This is a genomic window from Streptomyces tamarix (assembly GCF_032423885.1).
Taxonomy (GTDB): domain Bacteria; phylum Actinomycetota; class Actinomycetes; order Streptomycetales; family Streptomycetaceae; genus Streptomyces; species Streptomyces tamarix.
In genome coordinates, this window is record NZ_JAWCTQ010000072.1 from 1 (window position 1) to 19,124 (window position 19,124).

A 19,124-nucleotide genomic window follows, 5' to 3' on the forward strand; every position below is an offset into this window, starting at 1 on the left:
TTCCCCCCCCCCCCACACCCGCGCGCCCCTTCGGCTCCACGAGCGGCCCACGGGGGCACCCGCCCCCTCCCGGCCCGCAAAGGCCCTCCGACCCCACGAGCAACCCAGGAGGGCACCCACCCCCTCCCGACCCACAAGGGCCCTCCGCCCCACGAGTCACGCGCCCCTCCGGCCCCACGAGTAACCCAGGGGGGCACCCACCCCCCTCCCGGCCCAGAGGGTCTTCCGGTTCCGCGGAGCGCGCACGATCGCCCTCCCGACACCCGCGCGCCTCTCCACCCCCACGGGCGACTTACGGAGACACCCACCCGCCCCTTCGCCCCACGAGCGGCCCACGGGGGCACCCTCCCCCTCCCGGCCCGCAGAGCCCTCCGGCCCCACCAGCCACGCACGGCCCTGACGCCCACGACACCCCTCCGCCCCCACGAGCGGCCTACGGGGACACCCGCCCCCTCATCACCCGTACGGCCCCCGGCCCGCGAGGGGCCCGGGAGGGTAGCCTCTCCCCTCCCGACTCACACGGCCCTCCGGTTCCCCGTTCGTGCGCGATGGCATCCTGGAGGGACGAGGGAGGACCGCCGGATGACGACGACCAGGCCGATGCGCGCCGACGCCCGCCGCAACCACGAGCGGCTGCTGCGCGTGGCGCGCACGGCTTTCGCCGAGCACGGTACGGACGCGGCGCTGGAGGACATCGCGCGGCGCGCGGGCGTGGGAATCGGCACGCTGTACCGCCACTTCCCCAACCGGCACGCCCTGATGAACGCGGTGTTCCAGGACGCCGTGACGGCCCTGCTGGCCCGCTCCCGCGAACTGGCGGGGGCGGACGAGCCGTGCACGGCGCTCGTGGAGTGGCTCCGCGCGGTCGTCACCCACGCGGGTGAGTACCGCGGCCTGGCGCGGGCGCTGATGTCGGCCTCGTACGACCCGACTTCGGCCCTGTCGCAGTGCAACGACCCGCTCCGCGAGGCGGGCGCCCGCCTGCTGACCCGCGCGCAGGAGGCGGGCGCGGTGCGGCACGACGTGTCCATCGGCGACCTGCTGCAACTGACGAACGCGATAGCTCTGGCGGCCGAGCAGAACCCGGACGACGACGCCCTCGCGGACCGCCTCCTGACCCTGACCCTGCGCGGCGTGAAGCCCTGAAGCCCGCGGGCCGTCACCGCCGTCAGGCCGCCGCCACCGGCCGCCCCGACCTGCGGGACCCGTACGAGGAGGCGTCCGCCCACCCGCCGTCGCCCGGCCCGGACCCGGTGGGCCCGGCCCCGGTGGGCATCGCGGTGCCGCCGCTTCTCGCACCCCGTACGGGGAGACGTCCTTCCTCGGCGTGACCGCCGCGTACGGCACGCCGCCGGCGTGGCGCTCTCGGGGCCGTCGGCCCGCCTTCGTGCCCTCGCGGCCGACCGGTGACCCGTGACCGGTCGGCCGCGAAGGCGCGCAGGCGCGGCGCCGTGGAGGCTCCCGGCCCCTCCCCGGAGGGGGCCGCGGGATCAGCGGCGCCGGAGGTCGGCGACGCGGGCCTGGCGCTCCGGGGAGTCCGGGGGCAGGGGGGCGCTGCGGAGCTGGGGGCCCGGGTGGCGGGTGCCGCGCTGGCCGGGGAGGGGGACGTCCCGGCGCGGATGGCGGGCCTGCCGCGCGTCGGCCGCGGCGGACGCGCCGGGCCCGCCGCCCGCGACGGTGATCTGGACGCCCTGGTCCGCGAGTGCCTGGAGCTCCATCCCCGCCCGGTCGTCGTGGGCGGGCGGCTCGTCCGTCACCAGACGCGTGATCATCTCCGTGGGGACGGTCTGGAACATCGTGTCCGCGCCGAGCTTGGTGTGGTCCGCGAGGACCACGACCTCCGTCGCCGCCTGCACCAGGGCCCGGTCGACGCTCGCGGAGAGCATGTTCGACGTGGACAGCCCGCGCTCCGCGGTGAGCCCCGCGCCGGACAGGAACGCCCGCGACACCCGCAGCCCGTGCAGGGACTGCTCCGCGCCGCTGCCGACCAGTGCGTAGTTGGAACCGCGCAGCGTCCCACCGGTCATGACCACCTCGACGCGGTTGGCGTGCGCGAGCGCCTGGGCGACCAGCAGGGAGTTGGTCACCACGGTCAGCCCCGGGACGCGGGCGAGCCGGCGGGCCAGCTCCTGCGTCGTCGTACCGGCGCCGACGACGATCGCCTCGCCCTCCTGGACGAGCCCGGCGGCGACGTCGGCGATCGCCGTCTTCTCCGCCGCCGCGAGGTGGGATTTCTGCGGATAGCCGGACTCTCGCGTGAAACCGCCCGGCAGTACCGCACCGCCGTGCCGGCGGTCGAGGAGTCCTTCGGCCTCGAGCGCCCGCACGTCCCGCCGTACGGTCACTTCGGAGGTCTGGACGACACGGGCGAGCTCCCGGAGCGAGACCGCCCCGTTGGCACGCACCATTTCAAGGATCAACTGACGACGTTCTGCAGCGAACACGAAACTGACAGTAACCCCAGCCGCCGGCCCTTTGCAGGCGTACGGGCCGATTCCGAGAAGTTGCGAACAGACAAGGTCGCCAAGTGCTATAGGCGGTTCTGTCTGTGAGCGATCCGTGATCGCTCGATGTCCCGACTTGCCGGGGGTTGCCGGGGGTTGTCCCCCGGCGGCCCCGGCCTCACGCCTCCGCGGTGGTCTTCCGGGTGTGCAGCTGCCGTGCCACCTCCGCGATCGAGCCCGACAGCGACGGGTAGACGGTGAACGCGTTCGCGATCTGCTCGACCGTCAGGTTGTTGTCGACGGCGATCGAGATCGGGTGGATCAGCTCGCTCGCCCGCGGCGCGACGACGCAGCCGCCGACGACGATGCCCGTGCCCGGACGGCAGAAGATCTTCACGAAGCCGTCCCGGATGCCCTGCATCTTCGCGCGCGGGTTGCGCAGCAGCGGCAGCTTGACGACGCGGGCGTCGATCGTGCCGGCGTCGACGTCGGCCTGCGTGTAGCCGACGGTGGCGATCTCCGGGTCGGTGAAGACGTTCGAGGAGACCGTCTTCAGGTTCAGCGGCGCGACCGTCTCGCCGAGGAAGTGGTACATCGCGATGCGGCCCTGCTGGGCGGCGACCGACGCGAGGGCGAAGACGCCGGTCACGTCACCGGCCGCGTACACGCCGGGCGCGGACGTGCGGGACACCTTGTCGGTCCAGATGTGGCCGGAGTCCCTGAGGCGGACGCCCGCCTCCTCCAGGCCCATGCCGGCCGTGTTGGGGACGGCGCCGACCGCCATCAGGCAGTGCGTGCCGGAGATGACGCGGCCGTCCGCGAGGGTGACCTCCACGCGGTCGCCGACGCGCTTCGCGGACTGGGCGCGGGAGCGGGCCATGACGTTCATGCCGCGGCGGCGGAACACGTCCTCCAGCACGGCGGCGGCGTCCGGGTCCTCACCGGGCAGCACGCGGTCGCGCGACGAGACCAGCGTGACGCGCGAGCCCAACGCCTGGTAGGCGCCCGCGAACTCGGCGCCGGTCACGCCGGAGCCGACCACGATGAGCTCCTCGGGCAGCTCGTCCAGGTCGTACACCTGCGTCCAGTTGAGGATGCGCTCGCCGTCGGGCTGGGCGTCGGGGATCTCGCGGGGGTGGCCGCCGGTCGCGATGAGCACGGCGTCGGCGGTGATCGTCTCCTCCGTGCCGTCCGCGGCGGTGACGACGACGCGGCGGGAGCCGTCGAGGTCCTGCGCCCCGTCGAGGCGGCCCCGGCCGCGCACCACGCGGGCGCCGGCGCGGGTGACGGAGGCGGTGATGTCGTGCGACTGGGCGAGCGCGAGGCGTTTCACACGGCGGTTCACCTTGCCGAGGTCGACGCCGACGACGCGGGCGGCCTGCTCCTGGTGCGGGGTGTCGTCGGCGACGATGATGCCCAGTTCCTCGTACGAGGAGTCGAAGGTCGTCATGACCTCGGCCGTCGCGATGAGGGTCTTCGAAGGGACGCAGTCGGTCAGGACGGACGCTCCGCCGAGGCCGTCGCAGTCGACGACGGTCACCTCCGCGCCGAGCTGGGCGCCCACCAGGGCCGCCTCGTATCCGCCGGGTCCGCCACCGATGATCACGATCCGGGTCACTGGGGTCACGCCTCGCGCTCTCGTCACGGCGACCCCGCGGACGGGTGGGCCCAGGGGTCGGGGTTGTCCTCATGGGATGGGAGTACGTACGTCATTGTCCCGCACTGTTCGATCCAGCGTCATTCTCCCGCACCCCGCCCCCGGCCTCAGCCCGGGGTGTCCCCCACGGCCTCCCGCCGCGGGCCGCGCGCGGGCGCGCCGGGGCCGGGCGCAGACGGGGCCCGGGGGCGAAGCCGCACGTGCGAGGCGAGGGGGCGGGGGAGGCGGGGCCTCCCGTACCCTCGACCCATGTCGCTCTACGCCGCGTACGCCGGCAACCTCGACGCGCGGCTGATGACCCGCCGCGCCCCGCACTCCCCGCTGCGCGGCACGGGCTGGCTGAACGGCTGGCGGCTGACCTTCGGCGGCGAGCAGATGGGCTGGGAGGGGGCGCTGGCCACGATCGTGGAGGCCCCGCGCTCGCAGGTCTTCGTCGCCCTGTACGACATCGCCCCGATGGACGAGGACTCGATGGACCGCTGGGAGGGCGTCGGCCTCGACGTCTACCGGCGCATGCGGGTCCGCGTGCACACCCTGGACGGCGAGGAGCCCGCCTGGGTGTACGTCCTCAACGGGTACGAGGGCGGCCTCCCCTCCGCCCGCTACCTGGGCGAGATCGCCGACGCCGCCGAGTCCGCGGGCGCGCCCCACGACTACGTGATGGAGCTGCGCAAACGCCCCTGCTGACCGCGGCCCGCCCGTTCGTCGAAACCCACAAGACAACGATACGAACACCGTGGGCCCTGTCATCTACGCGCGTAGGCCCGGACGGGTTACCCTCATCCGCGTGAACGCATCTGTTATCCCGGACCACCGCCAGGACGACCCCCGCACCCTCGCCCGGGCCGCCGCCGCGCGCCTGCGCGAGCTGACGGGCGCCGAGAAGCACCACGTCGCCCTCGTGATGGGTTCCGGCTGGGCCCCGGCCGCCGACGCGCTCGGCGCCCCCGAAGCCGAGTTCCCGGTCACCGAGCTGCCGGGCTTCCCCCCGCCGGCCGTCGAGGGGCACGGCGGCAGGGTCCGCTCGTACCGCGTGGGCGAGAAGCGCGCCCTGGTCTTCCTCGGCCGCACGCACTTCTACGAGGGCCGCGGCGTCGCCGCCGTCGCCCACGGCGTGCGCACCGCCGTCGCGGCGGGCTGCGGGATCGTCGTCCTCACCAACGGCTGCGGCGGCCTGCGCGAGGGCATGCGCCCCGGCCAGCCGGTCCTGATCAGCGACCACATCAACCTGACGGCGGCCTCGCCCATCGAAGGCGCGAACTTCGTCGACCTGACCGACCTGTACTCGCCGCGGCTGCGCGCCCTGTGCAAGGAGGTGGACCCTTCCCTGGAGGAGGGCGTCTACGTCCAGTTCCCCGGCCCGCACTACGAGACCCCGGCCGAGATCAACATGGTCCGCGTGCTCGGCGGCGACCTGGTCGGCATGTCCACGGTCCTGGAGGCCATCGCGGCGCGCGAGGCGGGCGCGGAGATCCTCGGCATCTCCCTCGTCACCAATCTGGCCGCGGGCCTTTCAGGTGAGCCGCTGAACCACGAGGAGGTCCTCCAGGCGGGCCGCGACTCGGCCGCGCGGATGGGCGACCTGCTCACCCGCGTGCTGGAGCGCATCTGAGGCACCTCCGCGCGGCCGGGCCGGACCCCGGGCGGGGGCGGCCCGGCCGCGGCCGTGCGGCGGGGTGCCGTGGTCCGGCGGGCACCGGGTACCAGACCTTCACCCCGATCGCGCGGCGCGTGCGGCACCACCGCGTACCGCACCGCCGCGCATGACACCACCGCGTACGCCGGGACCGCATGTGCCGGGACCGCGTACGACGGGACCGCGTACGACGACACCAGAGAGGCAGACCCCGTGCAGCAGAACCTGCAGCAGGACCAGCAGGACCTCATCGCGCAGGCGGAGGCGTGGCTGGCCGAGGACCCCGACGAGGAGACCCGCGGCGAGCTGGCGCGGCTCCTCGCGGACCGGGACCTCGACGAGCTCGCCGCCCGCTTCGCCGGCACGCTGCAGTTCGGCACGGCCGGGCTGCGCGGCGAGCTGGGCGCGGGGCCCATGCGGATGAACCGCTCGGTGGTCATCCGCGCCGCGGCGGGACTCGCCGCGTACCTGAAGGCGAAGGGCCGGGCGGACGGCCTCGTGGTGATCGGGTACGACGCCCGCTACAAGTCGGCCGACTTCGCCCGTGACACGGCCGCCGTGATGGTCGCCGCAGGGCTCCGGGCCGCGCTGCTGCCGCGTCCGCTGCCGACGCCCGTCCTGGCGTACGCCATAAGGCACCTGGGCGCGGTCGCCGGCGTCGAGGTGACCGCGAGCCACAACCCGCCCCGCGACAACGGCTACAAGGTGTACCTGGGCGACGGTTCGCAGATCGTGCCGCCGGCGGACGCGGAGATCGCCGCGGAGATCGCCGCGGTGCGGTCCCTGGCGGACGTGGAGCGCGCCCCGGACGGCTGGGAGGTCCTCGGCGACGAGGTGCTGGACGCGTACCTGGCCCGCACGGACGAGGTGCTGACGCCGGGCACGCCGCGCACGGCGCGGGTCGTGTACACGGCGATGCACGGCGTCGGCAAGGACGTGCTGCTGGCGGCGTTCGCGCGGGCGGGCTTCCCCGCGCCGGTGCTGGTCGAGGAGCAGGCGGAGCCGGACCCGGCGTTCCCGACGGTCGCGTTCCCGAACCCGGAGGAGCCGGGCGCGATGGACCTGGCCTTCGCGAAGGCGCGCGAGGCGGGCCCGGACCTCGTCATCGCCAACGACCCGGACGCGGACCGCTGCGCGGTGGCCGTACCGGACGCGGCGGCCGACGGCGGGTGGCGGATGCTGCGCGGCGACGAGGTGGGCGCGCTGCTCGCGACGCACCTGGTGCGCAAGGGCGCGAAGGGCGTGTTCGCCGAGTCGATCGTGTCGTCGTCGCTGCTGGGCCGGATCGCGGCGGCGGCCGGCGTGGGGCACGCGGAGACCCTGACGGGCTTCAAGTGGATCGCCCGCGTCGAGGGCCTGCGGTACGGCTACGAGGAGGCGCTCGGCTACTGCGTCGACCCGGAGGGCGTCCGCGACAAGGACGGCATCACGGCGGCGCTGGCGGTCGCGGAGCTGGCGTCGGAGCTGAAGGAGCGGGGCCGCACGCTGACGGACCTGCTGGACGACCTGGCCGTCGAGCACGGCCTGCACGCGACGGACCAGCTCTCGGTCCGCGTCCAGGACCTGGGCGTGATCGCCGACGCGATGCGCCGCCTGCGGGAGGCGCCGCCGACGCGGCTGGCGGGCCTGGCGGTGGCGCGCGCGGAGGACCTGGCGCGGGGCGCCGGGGACCTGCCGCCCACGGACGGCCTGCGGTACTACCTGGAGGGCGAGTACGAGGCGCGGATCATCGTCCGCCCGAGCGGCACGGAGCCCAAGCTGAAGTGCTACCTGGAGGTCATCGTCCCGGTCGCCGGCGCGGGGGCGCTGGCGGACGCCCGCACCCGCGCGGCCCGGACCCTGGACGCCCTGAAGCGCGACCTGGCGACGGCCGCGGGCATCTGAGCCGTACGGCACGAGGGTGCCGGGGAGCCCGCGGGCTCCCCGGCACCCTCGCGTTTCCCGGTTTTCCCGGTTTCCCGCCTTCGCCCCGGCTCGCGCCGGCCCCTGCCGGCCCGCCTCGATTCGCCTCAGTCCGTCCCGGCCCGCCTCAGCCCGTGGCCAGGAGGGCGGTCAGGGCGACCAGTCCGGCCAGGGCGGGGGCGATGACCTCGTACGCCCAGCGGGACTCGGGCTCGCCCTTCGCGGTGGGACGGACGGCGTTCTGCTCGACGAGCGTACGCAACTCCTGCAGGGTGCTCTCGGCGCCGACCAGGACCTTCCCGCCACTGCGCACCTTGAGCTTGCGCTGCCGCATCGAGACCGGCACGGCCCACAACTGGTACTTGGCCCCACCGCGCGTCACGACCTCGGTCGTGTACACGGCCCGCAACGACTCCACCGCCGCCCAGGGCACGACGACGGTGCGGAAGGGGTTGCGGATCCGCATCCGGTCGTCGTTGGCGAACACGGCGGGGCGGAAGGTGAACGCCACCACCAGCGGCACCCCCAGCAGCAACGCGGCGGCCGCCGTCCAGGGCGCACGGCCGTCACCGCGGAACAGGGCGTCGCCGCCCATCCACAGGCCGATGCCGAGCAGCAGCGCACCCCCCACCATGGCCAGCGGCGACCGGTAGACGCGGTCGGCGTAGGCGGGCTCGGACGGGTCCCCGGGCTTCCCGGGCTGCTCAGGGCGTGTCATGCGCCCGATTCTGCCCCACCCCCTCCCCGGGCCGGTGCGCGGTCGCCCCGGCGCGAACCGGCCGACGGATCGGCCACCGCCCGTTTCGCGCCAAATGGAGGGGGACGATCCCCCCTCACGCGCCACACGAACCCGGACAAAAGTGCCAAAAAGAATGAGCCTGAGGGAATACATCAAGCCGCCGGAACGTAAAATTCTGATTTCGGTGTTGATGGACCGTACATGTGCGCCTAGCTTTTTCTACGGGCCGGAAAATCCGGTCTTCTTCCTCTAGAGAGGGCAAGGTGATTCTCATGTCCATCACCATCAAGCCGGTCGAGAAGCCCGCGATGAGCAAGGTCGCTGGTGCCGTTCTCTGTGGCTGACGACCATCAGTGACGGAGGGGAGGCACACTCATGTGCCTCCCCTCCATTGCTTGAAGAAAGGATCGCCGCATGCTCAAGCGTGACCTGGAATTCCGCCCGCGTCTCAGGCATTGCACCTTCTTCGTCCCCAGCACCGGGGACGACGTGCTCATGATCGTCGGTGACCAGCACTTCCAGCTGGAGCAGCACGGTGCGCAGCTCAAGGACTTCCTGAACCTCAAGCGCTACCTGGACGGCCGCCACACGGTCCAGCAGATCTCGGAGATCACGAACGTCACCCCGGAAGATGTGCTCGGGATAGTCAACGCATTCGCGGAGCAAGGACTGCTGCGCGAGGAGAATCCCGAACTGGAGAACATCCCCGTCGACGTGTTCCTGAAGCAGATCGACAAGTCCACGGCCATGTGGACCGAGCAGATCGGCTACCACCGCCTGTGGTCCGGGCTGGAAAACCAGGAGTACCGCAAGGAGGTCTTCCTGGGACTCATCCTGGAAACGTACCACTACATAAACTCGGCGAGCCGTCACATCTCCACGGCCATCGCCCACTGCTCGGACCCGCAGTGGAAGAGGCTGCTCTCGGAGTACCTCGCCGAGGAATACGATCATGCCTGGATGGCCCGGGACAGCCTCATCCGCATGGGTCTGACCAAGGAAGAGGTCGAGAACGCCCACCCCATCATCGGCACCTGGTCGTGGATCAACAACCTCTGCGAGATCGCGCGGGAGGACACCCTCGGGTACCTGGCGTGCACGAAGCTCTTCGAGGCCCGCGGCACGGAGACCGTCGAAGGCGCCGAGACCCTGCAGCGGCTGGCCGAGGCCTACGGCTATCCGAAGGACTGCCTCGAACCGCTGGTCTCCCACGTCAGGACGGACGTCGAGGCGAACCACACCGGCCTGCTGGAGGAGGCCCTGGAGGGACGCAAGTACGTCCCCGCGGAGCAGGCGCACCGCGCGGTCAACAACCTGCACGACCTCAAGCACTCGTTCGACCAGTACAACGACGGGATCATCCTGTACTACTCGGACGTGTCCAACTACATCCCCCGTCTGAAGGTCGACTACTTCAGCCTGTGACGACAGAGCCGCTCCCGAAGTCCCGCCCGCCGTCCGCCGTTCCGGCAGGCCGCTTCGCCCGCCTCTGGACCGCGTACACGGTCAACGTCGCCGGGGACGAGTTCTACGTCCTCGCCGTGCCGCTGATCGTCTACCAGGTGGGCGGGACGGCCTCGGCCATGAGCCTCGTCTACGCCTGTGCCCTGCTCCCGCAGGTCCTCATGGGCGTCTGGGGAGGCGTGCTGGCCGACCGCCAGGACCGCGTCAGGCTGCTCCGGCTGTGCTACCTGTGCTCGGCGCTGACGCTGCTGCTGGCCTACGCGGTGTTCTCCGCCACGCACGTCGGCGTCGCGGGCCTGGCCGTGACGGCGGTCCTGCTGGGCCTCATGGCTCCGGTGGCCGCGGCGAGCTTCGACAGCGCCCTGCCCCACTTCGTCCCCCACCACAGGCTGCCCCGCGCGAACGCCGCCACCGAGGCGTCGCGAACGGCCTGCGTCGTACTGGGGCCCGCGGCGGCGGGATTCGCCGTCAGCCGTCTCGCCCCCGAGCAGGCCGTACTGATCAACAGCGTCTCCTTCGTCGTGGCCTACCTGCTGCTCCACCGCATCACCTCACCGGCGCGCCCCGCGGAACCCGCCCGTGGGGGCCTGGCGAGCCAGTGGCGCGATCTGGCCACCGGGATGCGGTACCTCGTCACCGGCGACACCGCCGTCCGCGTCGGCGTCCTCATGAGCACCGTGGTCAACTTCGTGTTCGGCGCGTACGAGCCCATGGTGGTCTACCGCATGCAGCACGACCTCGGCCTGGGAGCGGACACCGTGGGGCTCGTGTTCGCGGCGTCCGGGGTGACGTCCGTCGCCATCGCGCTCCTGCTGTCCTGGAAGGCGCCCTCCCGCGGCCACCTCGTGGTCATGGGGCTGTCGGTGGCCCTGCAAGGTGTGGCCGTGGCCGGCCTGGGGGTCCTCACGTCGCTGGGCGCCGTCGTCCTCGCGCAGGTCGCCTTCGCCACCGGCACGGTGCTCTACACCGTGTACTGGCGTGCCATGCGGCAGACCGTCGTTCCCGGGGAGCTGCTGGGGCGCGTGGCCGGGACCTGCCGGTCCGTCGCCTACGGGGGAGCGTTCCTCGGCAGCGCCGTCTCGGCCGTGGTGCTCGGCAGGTTCCTCGGTGTCGACACGGCACTGCTGTTCGCCGGTCTCGTCTCCACGGCCCTGGGCGCCGTCGTCGCCGTATGCGGCCGGGCGGGAGCGGTCTTGGGGAAGGGCGCCCCGTGACGATGCTGCGCACACCCCCGCTCGTCGCGGGAGCCGCCGCCACGGCCTTCGGTAGGCTGGCGGCCGTCCGGTTCCGACGCCGGTGGGAGGCGGGGGTTCTCTCGTGACACTGCTGCTCGGCGCCGCCGAACTGCGCCGGCTGCTCACACCGCGGGCCGGTGTCCGGGCGCTGCGCCGGGGCTTCGCCGCCGCCCTCGCCGCGCCGGCACCCCCGCGGCGCGTCCACCAGGACCTGCCGGCATCGCCGGGGAGCATCGCCGTACTGCTGCCGGGGCTGCTGACGGGCATCCCCGCCTACACGGTCAAGGTGAACGCGAAGTTCCCCGGCGCCGCCCCGGCGATCTCCGGCGTCGTCTGCCTCCACGACCTGGGGACGGGGCGGTTGCTCGCCCTGCTGGACTCCGCCTTCGTGACCGCGTGGCGGACCGGGCTGTCGGCGGCCCTGGCCACCGACCTGCTCAGCGCGGCCGGAGCGCACACCGTGGGGATCATCGGCGCCGGGGCCCAGGCGGACATGACGCTGCGCGGGCTGACCCGGCTGCGCACGGTGGAGGAAGCCGTCATCCACGACGTCGACGACCGGCGGGCCCACCGGATGGCCGCGGCCTGGCAGCGGGCCGGGCTCGCGTGCCGGGTCGTCGGCAGCGCGCGGGAGGTCGCCCGCGACTGCGACAGCATCGTCGTCGCGACCTGGTCCCGCCGCCCGCTGCTGCGCCTTCCCGACGTCCGGCCGGGCGCGCACATCACCTCGCTGGGAGCGGACGAACCGGGCAAGACCGAGCTCGATGCCGAGTTGCTGCGGCACGCGCGGGTCATCGTGGACGACCTCGACCTGGCCCTGACGTCCGGTGCGCTGGGCAGTGCGGGCCTGCGGCGCGAGGACGCCGCAGGCGTCCTGGGCCAGGTCGTCGAAGGGACGGTCCCGGCGCGAACCGATGCCGAACAGGTGACGGTCTACACCCCCGTCGGACTGCCCTGGCAGGACCTCGTGCTCTCCTGGACCGCCTACCGGGCGGCGCTCAGGGACGGGGTCGGCGTCGACTTCCCGTTCCACCCGCGACCGGAGGGCGAGGGCGAGACGTGAGCACGGTCGCGACCGGCCACCGGACAGGTCCTCTCGCAGGTGCGGGCCTGGTCGACGTGGCGCCCTCGGCGGTCCCCCCGCTCGCCCTGTACCAGGGCCCGTGGACGATCGCGCCGGCGATCGCCTTCGCGTTCCGCGGTGCCGGGACGTACGTCATCGACGACATCGACAACGCGGGGGTCGCCCGTGGGAAGGAGGAGCTGCGGGAGTTCCGCGTCATCCGCAAGGAGGTGCTGAGCAAGAAGGGCTGGACCAACTGCCGCCCGCTGGCCGCCTTCTGCCCCGACGGGCTGCTCTTCGCGAACCTCGCGCGCGCCGACTACGCGGCGCTGGACCGCCGGATGCCGCTCGCCGTACTGGCCCGGCACCGCTCCACGACCGTCGAGCGACTCGTCCGCGAGACCTCCCGCGAGCACGGCATGTGGAGCCTGGCCGGCCCCGACCTGGCGATCACCGCCGTCCCCATGCGGATCGCCGCGCCCGGGCTCCGCGACATCATCGCCAAGCACGAAGAAGCCGTCCTGCGCACCCTGCCGCGCCCCCGGGACCACGAGCCGGCGCTGCGCAGGCTCCGCCACCTCATGCCGGAACCCCGACCGGAGGGAAGCCTGCTGGACTACTTCCGGCAGTGCCTGCGCCGCAGCCTGGACCTCGTGGGCGGCGACGCCCCCGTCCTGTCCGCGGCACGCGACCTGGTACCACCCGACGGGGGCCGGCTGCTGCCGCGCTTCCTCCGGGGCGACCCGGGGACCGTCGACGTCTACAACGCGGCGGCGGCGCTCCAGGGCAGCAGACGCGTCGACGCCGACCACCCGCTCCCCTACTACACGGTCGGACTCACCGACGGCGTGCGCACCGACCTGACCCGTGCGGGACGGCCCGCTCAGGACCAGGTCGTCGCCCCCAAGATCCTCGTCCTGGAAGGGGCCGCCGGGATGGCCCTGCCGAGGACGACGGCGACCCGGAGCACGATCCTGGCCCGCGAGTACGCCTACCGCGGGCTCGCGAGCGGCTCCAGCCAGGTGTTCTTCGACACCGACTGGTTGGAGTCCCTCGGCTCCTGCCGGACGGAGGTCCGCGTGGACGAGCTCTTCCAGCCGCTGGTCGGCGGCCGACGGACCCTGCCGCTCGGTGAGCTCGCGGCCGAACTGCTCCGCCACGACGAAGCCGGCGAAGCCGACGAGGCCGACCCCCAGCAGGACCCCGTCCGGGTGTGGACGCGCTGGGCGCTCCGCGAAACCCTGACGGACCTGCGGACGTGGCACTACCCGGTCCTCACCTACGCCGTCGCCGGAGACGCCTGGCTGGAGCGGCTCGGCCTGCGCTCCTACACCGCGTACCGCACCGCCTCCCCGCCGAGTCCGTCCCCTTCCGGGAGCGAAGAGGAGCGTTGACGGCCGCCCCGACCGTTGAGCGCGCGGGCCCGGGACGGACTCCGGACGCGGCCCGGAACCCCAAGAGCCCGACAGTCCGGCACACCGGCGGCCCGGCAGCCCGGCGGCCCGGCGGCCCGGCGGCCCGGCGCCTCAGAAACCCGGCAGCCCAAAGACCCGACAGTCCGGCACACCAACAGCCCGGCGCACCGGCAGCCCAGGAGCCCGGCGGCCCCACCACCCAAGGGCCCGGCAGTCCAGCCACCCGAGGCTCCGGCGGCCCAGCGGCCCGGCAGCCCGGCAGCCCGGCAGCCCGGCAGCCCGGCAGCCCGGCGGTCCAACGCCTCACGCGCCCGGCAGCCCCAAAGGCCCCGCCCTCCAGCGGCCGGGCCTTCCGGGTCACATTCGGGCAGGGCGGGCGCCGGGGACTGTACAGGCCGCTACGCGCGTAGATATGCTCCCCTGGTGACCATGCCCACCAATGCACTTGCTGACGTGACCGCGTCCGACAGCACTCTGCGCCGCTTCCTCCACGGGCTGCCCGGCGTGGATGCCGTCGGCCTCGAGGCGCGTGCCGCCGCGCTCGGTACGCGCTCGATCAAGACCACGGCCAAGGCGTACGCCATCGACCTGGCCATCTCGATGATCGACCTGACGACGCTCGAAGGCGCGGACACCCCGGGCAAGGTCCGGGCGCTCGCCGCCAAGGCCGTCCGTCCCGACCCGACCGACCGGGCCACGCCGCACACGGCCGCGGTCTGCGTCTACCCCGACATGGTGGCGACCGCCAAGGCCGCCCTCGCCGCCGCCGGCTCGACGGACGTGAAGGTCGCCTCCGTCGCCACCGCCTTCCCCGCCGGCCGCGCCGCGCTCGACGTGAAGCTCGCGGACACCCGCGACGCCGTCGCCGCCGGGGCGGACGAGGTCGACATGGTGATCGACCGCGGCGCGTTCCTCGCCGGGAACTACCTGAAGGTGTACGAGGAGATCCGCGCCGTGAAGGAGGCCGCCGGCCTCGCCCGGCTGAAGGTCATCTTCGAGACCGGCGAGCTCTCCACGTACGACAACATCCGCCGCGCCTCCTGGCTCGGCATGCTCGCGGGCGCCGACTTCATCAAGACCTCGACCGGCAAGGTCGCGGTCAACGCCACCCCCGCCAACACGCTCCTGATGCTGGAGGCCGTGCGCGACTTCCGCGCCCAGACGGGTATCCAGGTGGGTGTGAAGCCCGCGGGCGGCATCCGCACCTCCAAGGACGCGATCAAGTTCCTGGTCCTGGTCAACGAGACCGTGGGCGAGGACTGGCTGGACGACCACTGGTTCCGCTTCGGCGCGTCGAGCCTGCTGAACGACCTGCTCATGCAGCGACAGAAGCTGGCCACCGGACGGTACTCCGGTCCCGACTACGTGACGGTGGACTGATCACCATGGCATCTGCATTCGAGTACGCACCCGCTCCCGAGTCCCGCTCGGTCGTCGACATCGCGCCGTCGTACGGCCTGTTCATCGACGGCGAGTTCACCGACGCGGCGGACGGCAAGGTCTTCAAGACGGTCTCCCCCTCCTCCGAGGAGGTCCTCTCCGAGGTCGCGCGGGCCGGTGCCGAGGACGTGGACCGCGCCGTGCGCGCGGCCCGGAAGGCGTTCGGGAAGTGGTCGGCGCTGCCCGGCTCCGAGCGCGCCAAGTACCTCTTCCGCATCGCGCGGATCATCCAGGAGCGCTCCCGCGAGCTGGCCGTCCTGGAGACCCTGGACAACGGCAAGCCGATCAGGGAGACCCGCGACCACGACCTCCCCCTGGTCGCCGGGCACTTCTTCTACTACGCGGGCTGGGCCGACAAGCTCGGCCACGCGGGCTTCGGCCCCGACCCGAAGCCGCTGGGCGTGGCCGGCCAGGTCATCCCCTGGAACTTCCCGCTGCTGATGCTGGCCTGGAAGATCGCCCCGGCGCTCGCCGCGGGCAACACGGTCGTCCTCAAGCCGGCCGAGACGACCCCGCTGTCCGCGCTGTTCTTCGCGGACGTCTGCCGCCAGGCCGGGCTGCCCAGGGGCGTCGTCAACATCCTCCCCGGGTACGGGGACGCCGGCGCCGCGCTGGTCGAGCACCCGGACGTCGACAAGGTGGCCTTCACCGGCTCCACCGCCGTCGGCAAGGCCATCGCCCGGAAGGTCGCGGGCACCCGCAAGAAGCTCACGCTGGAGCTGGGCGGCAAGGGCGCCAACATCGTCTTCGACGACGCCCCGATCGACCAGGCCGTCGAGGGCATCGTCACGGGCATCTTCTTCAACCAGGGCCAGGTCTGCTGCGCGGGCTCCCGCCTCCTGGTCCAGGAGTCGGTGCAGGACGAGTTCCTGGACGCCCTGAAGCGCCGCCTGTCGACGCTGCGCCTCGGCGACCCGCTGGACAAGAACACGGACATCGGCGCGATCAACTCGGCGGAGCAGCTCGCCCGCATCACGGCGCTCGCGGAGACCGGCGAGGCGGAGGGCGCCGAGCGCTGGTCGCCCGCCTGCGAGCTGCCGTCGACGGGCTACTGGTTCGCGCCGACGCTGTTCACGGGCGTCACGCAGGCGCACACCGTCGCCCGCGACGAGATCTTCGGCCCGGTCCTGTCGGTGCTGACGTTCCGCACGCCGGCCGAGGCCGTCGCCAAGGCGAACAACAGCCCGTACGGCCTGTCGGCGGGCATCTGGTCCGAGAAGGGCTCCCGCATCCTCGCGGTCGCGGACAAGCTCCGCGCGGGTGTCGTCTGGGCCAACACGTTCAACAAGCTCGACCCGACGTCGCCGTTCGGCGGCTACAAGGAGTCGGGATTCGGCCGCGAGGGCGGCCGGCACGGTCTGGAGGCGTACCTCGCCCCGTCGAGCCCGGAGGGCGAGCGCTGATGAGCAACGTCGACGACCACAACCGTCTGAGCGTCTTCAAGACCTACAAGCTGTACGTCGGGGGAAAGTTCCCCCGCAGTGAGAGCGGCCGGGTGTACGAGGTGACAGACAGCAAGGGCACGTGGCTGGCGAACGCGCCGCTCTCCTCCCGCAAGGACGCGCGGGACGCGGTCGTCGCCGCCCGCAAGGCGTTCGGCGGCTGGTCCGGCGCCACGGCGTACCTGCGCGGCCAGATCCTGTACCGGGTCGCCGAGATGATGGAGGGCCGCAAGGGCCAGTTCGTCCGCGAGGTGGCGGCCGCGGAGGGCCTGTCGAAGTCGAAGGCCGCCGAGGTCGTCGAGGCCGCCGTGGACCGCTGGGTCTGGTACGCGGGCTGGACGGACAAGGTGAGCCAGGTCCTCGGCGGCGCCAACCCCGTGTCGGGGCCGTTCTTCAACCTGTCCACGCCGGAGCCGACCGGTGTCGTCGCCGTCGTCGCCCCGCAGGAGTCGTCGCTGCTGGGCCTGGTGTCGGTGGTCGCCCCGGTGATCGCGACGGGCAACACGGCGGTCGTCGTGGCCAGCGAGAAGGCCCCGCTGCCCGCCCTGTCGCTGGCCGAGGTGCTGGCCACGTCGGACGTGCCGGGCGGGGTCGTGAACATCTTGTCGGGCCGTACGGCGGAGATCGCCGCGCCGCTCGCCGCGCACCAGGACGTCAACGCCGTCGACCTCACGGGCGCGGGCCCCGAGCTCGCCCGCGACCTGGAGGTCGCGGCCGCCGACAACCTGAAGCGCGTCCTGCGCCCCCGGGACGCGGGCGGCGGCGACTGGACCGCCGACCCCGGTACGGGCCGCCTCACGGCGTTCCTGGAGACCAAGACGGTCTGGCACCCGACGGGTTCCCTGGGCGTGTCCGGCTCGGCGTACTGAGCGGCGCCGCGCCCCGGCCCACCCCGTGCGGCGGGGCCCCCCCCCCCCCCACCCCCGCACCCCAGCCACCCACCGGCCCGCGCACGGCGACAAAGCCCCGCTCCCCTTGGGCAGGCCCGGCGCCCGCCGGAGGCGTTGCTGTTCACCTCGACCTCGACCTGGTGCTGCCCGGTGTCGGCGCCGCTCGACCACGGGCGGACCCCGGCGGTCCGCGCCAGCGGACCCGAAACATGGTCGTCGCCCCGCCAGGGGCGTCCGCTTCGGCCCGACGAAGGAGGGCCTGGTCCGCCCCGCGGACCCCGGCCGCCGCGCGGCCGCCGGCCCCGAAGGGGACGAACAAGAAGGGGCCGCGCCGCCAGGCGCGTCCACGGCCCGGTGCCGACGGCACCGGCCGACGAAGGAGGCCGGAGCCGGCGAGCACGCACCGGGCCACAACACCGCCACGCCGCCAGGCGTGTCCGCCACCGCCGCGACGGCGCCGCCCGTCCCCCGGCCAGCTCGACCGGGGGGCGGGCGGCGCCCCCCAAGGGGCCGTCTCAGAACAGCGCCGCTTCCACGTACTCGTACCTGGCTGCCGTCGGCTTGGGCACGGCGGTCCGCGGGGTCGACACAGAGCGCGGGGCGGGGACCGGCAACAGGCCCTCTTCCGCGTCCTCGAAGTCAGCGAACACCACCTCTGTGCGCGGGCTGACGCCTCGCCACCCGTCCGCGTATGCGGACGTGTCGATGCCCACGCGGGAGCACAGGGTGAATCCGGTCTCCAGGTGGAAGCGCTCGTACGCGGTGCTGCGCTGCTCCTCGTAACACGGGACGCCCGACGTCCTGAACGGGCTGGACATCTGGGGGATGATGAACACCCCCTTTCTGGCGACGGTGGACGCAACGTCGATCGCGTGGAACTCGAAGTTGGGGCCCCGGTATCGGGGGCCGTTCCCCGCCCGCTCCACTCGGCCGAACGGCGGGTTGGCGACCGCGTAGTCAAAGCGCCCCAGCGCCGCCGGGTCCAGAGTGAGAATGTCGGCGCAGATCCAGCGGGCTTCCGGTACGACCTTCCGCCCCACCTCCACGTACGCCGGGTTCTTCTCGACGCACACCAGCTCGCGCGGTGGCAGCCCCTCCCACTCTCGGCTCCACTTGTCCCGCAGGGCCCAGGCCAGGCGTCCGATGCCCGCGCACAGGTCGATGACCCTCTGCCCGCACACCTCCAACCTGAGTTCGAGCGCCAAGTCCTCCGGGGTGAAGAACGCGCCGTCCAGGCTGTTGCTGGTCGTGCTGGACTCCTGCCAGTGGTCGAGCACGGTTTCCCGCTCCTCCTCCGTCAGATCCCGGTCCAGCTTGACCAGCCGCGCCGCCTCGCGGTGCAGTCGCTCTTGCTCCTTGGTCAGCTTCGCCATCGCGCTCTCCCTGGTGTTGAAGGTTCGGGGTTCGTCGTCCGGGGCTGCCATCCCCTTCCGACATCACTAATTCTGCCTCATTAAGGGGTCCGGGTCCACTCGAAACGGGGGTCTCGACGGGTGATCTGGATCACATGTTTTCGCAGGTCAGGGGCGGTTTCCGCCCCACCGGCGGCGGCCTCGCCGGGCGGTGTCCGCCACGGCTCCGCCCGGTGGGCGGGGGCTCCCCTCGGTCGGTCGGGCAGGCTCGCCCGTACCCGGGTTCCGGTGGGGCTGCCAGGCTCGCGCTCGCGCGACCGCGAAGCGGCTCGGCCTGGCGGCCCCGCCGGGTTCCGGGTAGCCCTCCGGGTGACCGACCGGCCGAGGGGAGCCCCCGGCCCCCCCTCCACCCCAGCCACCCACGGCCCGCACGCGGCGACGGAGC

At 73.1% G+C, this 19,124-nt stretch carries 15 protein-coding genes; 11 read left to right on the forward strand and 4 right to left on the reverse strand.

Translation table 11 applies throughout. The features are described 5' to 3' along the window. The first annotated feature begins 582 nt into the window (after positions 1–582). Positions 583–1,146: a TetR/AcrR family transcriptional regulator gene (locus RND61_RS31505; protein ID WP_315881586.1), complete on the forward strand. Its 564-nt coding sequence runs from the start codon at positions 583–585 to the stop codon at positions 1,144–1,146. Between the two features lie 344 nt (positions 1,147–1,490). Here RND61_RS31505 and RND61_RS31510 read toward each other — a convergent pair whose 3' ends face one another. Both RND61_RS31510 and RND61_RS31515 read right to left on the reverse strand, forming a co-directional pair. Continuing rightward, a complete protein-coding gene (locus RND61_RS31510) occupies positions 1,491–2,444 on the reverse strand; it encodes a DeoR/GlpR family DNA-binding transcription regulator (RefSeq protein ID WP_315881587.1) in 954 nt (317 codons plus the stop codon). A gap of 178 nt (positions 2,445–2,622) precedes the next feature. After that, positions 2,623–4,062 carry an NAD(P)H-quinone dehydrogenase gene (locus tag RND61_RS31515; protein ID WP_315881599.1) on the reverse strand — a complete coding sequence of 480 codons (1,440 nt, stop codon included), beginning with the start codon at positions 4,060–4,062 and terminating at the stop codon, positions 2,623–2,625. A 288-nt stretch (positions 4,063–4,350) separates the two neighbouring features. On the opposite strand from RND61_RS31515, the gene RND61_RS31520 reads away from it, so the two are divergent. The 3 genes from RND61_RS31520 to RND61_RS31530 all read left to right on the forward strand — a co-directional run bounded on the left by RND61_RS31520 (position 4,351) and on the right by RND61_RS31530 (position 7,621). Next, positions 4,351–4,788 carry a gamma-glutamylcyclotransferase gene (locus tag RND61_RS31520; RefSeq protein ID WP_315881588.1) on the forward strand — a complete coding sequence of 146 codons (438 nt, stop codon included), beginning with the start codon at positions 4,351–4,353 and terminating at the stop codon, positions 4,786–4,788. Between the two features lie 100 nt (positions 4,789–4,888). Continuing rightward, a complete protein-coding gene (locus tag RND61_RS31525; RefSeq protein WP_315881589.1) occupies positions 4,889–5,713 on the forward strand; it encodes a purine-nucleoside phosphorylase in 825 nt (274 codons plus the stop codon). Between the two features lie 237 nt (positions 5,714–5,950). Continuing rightward, on the forward strand, positions 5,951–7,621 hold the full coding sequence (locus RND61_RS31530; protein WP_315881590.1) for a phospho-sugar mutase: 1,671 nt from the start codon (positions 5,951–5,953) through the stop codon (positions 7,619–7,621). Between the two features lie 145 nt (positions 7,622–7,766). On the opposite strand, the gene RND61_RS31535 is transcribed toward RND61_RS31530, so the two are convergent. After that, on the reverse strand, positions 7,767–8,357 hold the full coding sequence (locus tag RND61_RS31535; protein ID WP_315881591.1) for a PH domain-containing protein: 591 nt from the start codon (positions 8,355–8,357) through the stop codon (positions 7,767–7,769). Between the two features lie 435 nt (positions 8,358–8,792). Here RND61_RS31535 and RND61_RS31540 point away from each other — a divergent pair, with 435 nt between their 5' ends. From RND61_RS31540 to RND61_RS31570, 7 genes are all read left to right on the forward strand, one after another. Further along, entirely contained in the window at positions 8,793–9,803 is a 1,011-nt protein-coding gene (locus tag RND61_RS31540) for an iron-containing redox enzyme family protein (RefSeq protein ID WP_315881592.1), read from the forward strand. Then, a complete protein-coding gene (locus RND61_RS31545; protein ID WP_315881593.1) occupies positions 9,800–11,056 on the forward strand; it encodes an MFS transporter in 1,257 nt (418 codons plus the stop codon). The genes RND61_RS31540 and RND61_RS31545 overlap by 4 nt, the downstream gene beginning before the upstream one ends. 103 nt (positions 11,057–11,159) lie before the next feature. Beyond that, positions 11,160–12,140, forward strand: a complete 981-nt coding sequence (locus tag RND61_RS31550) for an ornithine cyclodeaminase family protein (protein ID WP_315881594.1) — start codon at positions 11,160–11,162, stop codon at positions 12,138–12,140. Then, complete coding sequence (locus tag RND61_RS31555) at positions 12,137–13,534, forward strand: hypothetical protein (protein WP_315881595.1); 1,398 nt, start codon at positions 12,137–12,139, stop codon at positions 13,532–13,534. Before RND61_RS31550 ends, RND61_RS31555 begins: the two co-directional genes overlap by 4 nt. Before the next feature lie 450 nt (positions 13,535–13,984). Then, a complete protein-coding gene (deoC, locus tag RND61_RS31560) occupies positions 13,985–14,935 on the forward strand; it encodes a deoxyribose-phosphate aldolase (RefSeq protein WP_315881600.1) in 951 nt (316 codons plus the stop codon). A 5-nt stretch (positions 14,936–14,940) separates the two neighbouring features. After that, on the forward strand, positions 14,941–16,398 hold the full coding sequence (locus RND61_RS31565) for an aldehyde dehydrogenase family protein (RefSeq protein ID WP_315881596.1): 1,458 nt from the start codon (positions 14,941–14,943) through the stop codon (positions 16,396–16,398). Continuing rightward, positions 16,398–17,306, forward strand: coding sequence for an aldehyde dehydrogenase family protein (locus RND61_RS31570; protein WP_315881597.1), 909 nt, complete (start codon positions 16,398–16,400; stop codon positions 17,304–17,306). Before RND61_RS31565 ends, RND61_RS31570 begins: the two co-directional genes overlap by 1 nt. A gap of 536 nt (positions 17,307–17,842) precedes the next feature. Here RND61_RS31570 and RND61_RS31575 read toward each other — a convergent pair. Then, positions 17,843–18,700: a methyltransferase gene (locus RND61_RS31575; protein WP_315881598.1), complete on the reverse strand. Its 858-nt coding sequence runs from the start codon at positions 18,698–18,700 to the stop codon at positions 17,843–17,845. Positions 18,701–19,124: the final 424 nt, after the last annotated feature.